Raw genomic sequence first — 2986 nt, 5'->3', positions numbered from 1 at the left:
AGGCGGTCAGGCCTTCTGGTTCTGGTAGTTTGTTTGTGCGGCAGCATGCTGTGAGAGTGTTGGCCAGCAGGCATGCGATGGTCATGGGGCCGACGCCGCCGGGGACGGGGGTAATCGCACCTGCGCGCTCGGCGGCGCTGGCGTAATCGACGTCGCCGACCAGTTTGTTCTTGCCGTCCCGCTCGATGCGGTTGATGCCCACATCAATCACGGTGGCACCTTCCTTGATCCAGTCGCCCGGCACCATTTCCGGGCGGCCGACGGCGGCAACGACGATGTCAGCACGGCGAACAACGTCGGGCAGGTCCTTGGTGCGCGAATGCGCGATGGTCACGGTGCAGCTGTCACCCAGCAACAGCTGCGCCATCGGCTTGCCGACGATGTTCGAACGGCCGATCACAACCGCGTCCATTCCCGACAGCGAACCATGGTGATCGCGCAGCATCATCAGACAGCCCAGCGGGGTACAGGGCACCATCGACTTCTGACCGGTGCCCAACAGACCCACGTTCGAGATGTGGAACCCGTCGACATCTTTGGCCGGATCGATCGAGTTGATCACCAGATCTTCGTTCAGATGCTTGGGCAGCGGCAATTGCACCAGAATGCCGTGCACCGCCGGGTCGTTGTTCAGCTTGTCGATCAGCGCCAGCAAGTCTTCTTCGGAGGTATCCACATCCAGCTTGTGCTCATACGAGTTCATGCCGACCTCGACGGTCATCTTGCCCTTGGAACGGACATAAACCTGGCTGGCCGGATCCTCGCCCACCAGAACCACGGCCAGACCGGGCGTGATACCGTTTTCCTCTTTCAGCTTTGCAACCTGATCGGCCACTTGCGCGCGCACCTTCGCCGCAAAGGCCTTACCGTCGATAACCTGCGCTACCATCCTTTGATCCCTTCTTTCAAAAAACGGATCGGGCGCACAAAGCGCCCGGTTCTTCAGTCGGGGCCGAGCACGCGTTCTTCGCGGGCAATCGACCAGTCAATCAAGATGCGCCAGAGTTTCTCGGCTAGATCTGGGTCCATGCCCAACTCGTCGGAACTCTTGCGCACCCGCTGCACCACGTCTTCGACACGATCCGGAATGCGGGCTGGCAGGCCCTCGCCGGGTTTCAGCTCGGACGCGCGGTCGATGTAGCTTGCGCGCGTTACCAACAATTCGATCAGTTGGCGGTCCAGCTTGTCGATCTGAGCCCGCAATTCCTGCATCGAGGAACAGTCATGCGGTGGTATCAGAGTGGGCATTTCAATCTCCTGTGGCCCGGGGATATCCCCGGGCCACGAGATGTCTCATTCGGGCGCTTAGAACAAGCCCTCGATCTCACCTGCGTCATTGAGGCAGATGGTCTCGGCAGCCGGTTTGCGCGGCAGACCCGGCATGGTCATGATCTCACCGCAGACAACCACGATGAAGCCAGCACCGGCAGACAGGCGAACCTCACGCACCGGAACCGAGTGGCCGGTCGGCGCACCGCGCAGCGACGGATCGGTCGAGAACGAGTACTGGGTTTTCGCCATGCAGACCGGCAGGTTGCCGTAGCCTGCTGCTTCCCACTCTTTCAACTGGTTGCGGATCTTGGAATCAGCCAGCACCTCGTCAGCGCGGTAGATGCGCTTGGCGATGGTCTCGATTTTTTCGAACAGCGGCATGTCGTCCGGATAGATCGGTGAGAAGTTCGCGGTACCGGCATCGGCAATTTCCACAACCTTCTTGGCCAGATTCTCGGATCCTTCCGAACCCAGTTCCCAGTGACGGGACAGAACCGCCTCAACACCGTGGTCACCACAGTAGTCCTTTACCGCCTGCACTTCCGCGTCGGTATCGGTGACAAAGTGGTTGATCGCGACGACGACCGGAACACCGAAGGACTTCACGTTCTCGATGTGGCGACCCAGGTTGGCACAGCCGTTCACGACGGCGTCGACGTTCTCGGCACCCAGATCGGCTTTGGCAACGCCGCCGTTCATCTTCATCGCGCGCACGGTGGCAACCAGAACAACTGCCGACGGCGCGATGCCCGCCTTGCGGCACTTGATATTCATGAACTTCTCGGCACCCAGATCGGCACCGAAACCGGCCTCGGTCACGACATAGTCAGCGACTTTCAGAGCGGTCTTGGTCGCGATGACCGAGTTACAGCCGTGCGCGATATTCGCGAAGGGGCCGCCATGGACGAAGGCCGGGTTGTTTTCCAGCGTCTGCACCAGATTCGGCTGCATTGCGTCTTTCAGCAGAACGGTCATTGCGCCTTCGGCCTTGATATCGCGGCAGTAGACCGGGGTCTTGTCGCGACGGTAAGCAACGATGATGTCGCCCAGACGCTTTTCCAGGTCCTTCAGGTCGGTTGCCAGGCAGAGGATCGCCATGACTTCGGATGCCACGGTGATGTCATAACCAGCTTCGCGCGGGAAACCGTTCGATACACCGCCCAACGAGCAGGTGATTTGACGCAGGGCGCGGTCGTTCATGTCGACCACACGGCGCCAAACGACGCGGCGCATGTCGATAGCCTGCTCATTGCCCCAGTAGATGTGGTTGTCGATCATTGCCGACAGCAGCGAGTGGGCCGAGGTGATGGCGTGGAAGTCGCCGGTGAAGTGCAGGTTCATTTCCTCCATCGGAACAACCTGCGCATAGCCGCCACCTGCAGCGCCGCCCTTCATGCCGAAGTTCGGGCCCAGCGAGGCTTCGCGGATACAGATCATCGCGTTCTTGCCGATACGGTTCAGGCCATCGCCCAGACCAACGGTGGTGGTGGTTTTACCTTCACCCGCCGGGGTCGGATTGATCGCGGTGACCAGGATCAGCTTGCCGTCTTCACGGTCCTGAACCGAGTTGATGAAGTCCTGACTGACCTTCGCCTTATCGTGGCCATAGGGCAGCAGATCGGCAGAATCGATGCCGATCTTGGCACCGATTTCCTGAATCGGCTTCTTGTTCGCTTCGCGGGCGATTTCGATGTCGGATTTATAGCTCATTGGG

General features: G+C 60.1%; 3 protein-coding genes. All 3 read right to left on the bottom strand.

Annotation, left to right across the window (positions count from 1 at the left end; translation table 11 throughout):
* Positions 1–889, bottom strand: an 889-nt coding sequence (gene folD, locus ACR0IM_RS24430; RefSeq protein ID WP_480597327.1) for a bifunctional methylenetetrahydrofolate dehydrogenase/methenyltetrahydrofolate cyclohydrolase FolD, incomplete at its 3' end; no start/stop codon positions are given.
* Between the two features lie 53 nt (positions 890–942).
* Complete coding sequence (locus ACR0IM_RS24425) at positions 943–1248, bottom strand: chorismate mutase (RefSeq protein WP_480597330.1); 306 nt, start codon at positions 1246–1248, stop codon at positions 943–945.
* A 57-nt stretch (positions 1249–1305) separates the two neighbouring features.
* Positions 1306–2982: a formate--tetrahydrofolate ligase gene (locus ACR0IM_RS24420; RefSeq protein ID WP_480597332.1), complete on the bottom strand. Its 1677-nt coding sequence runs from the start codon at positions 2980–2982 to the stop codon at positions 1306–1308.
* Positions 2983–2986: the final 4 nt, after the last annotated feature.

This window comes from Ruegeria sp. BF6, assembly GCF_056538665.1.
This window is presented reverse-complemented; position numbering and strand designations above follow the sequence as displayed.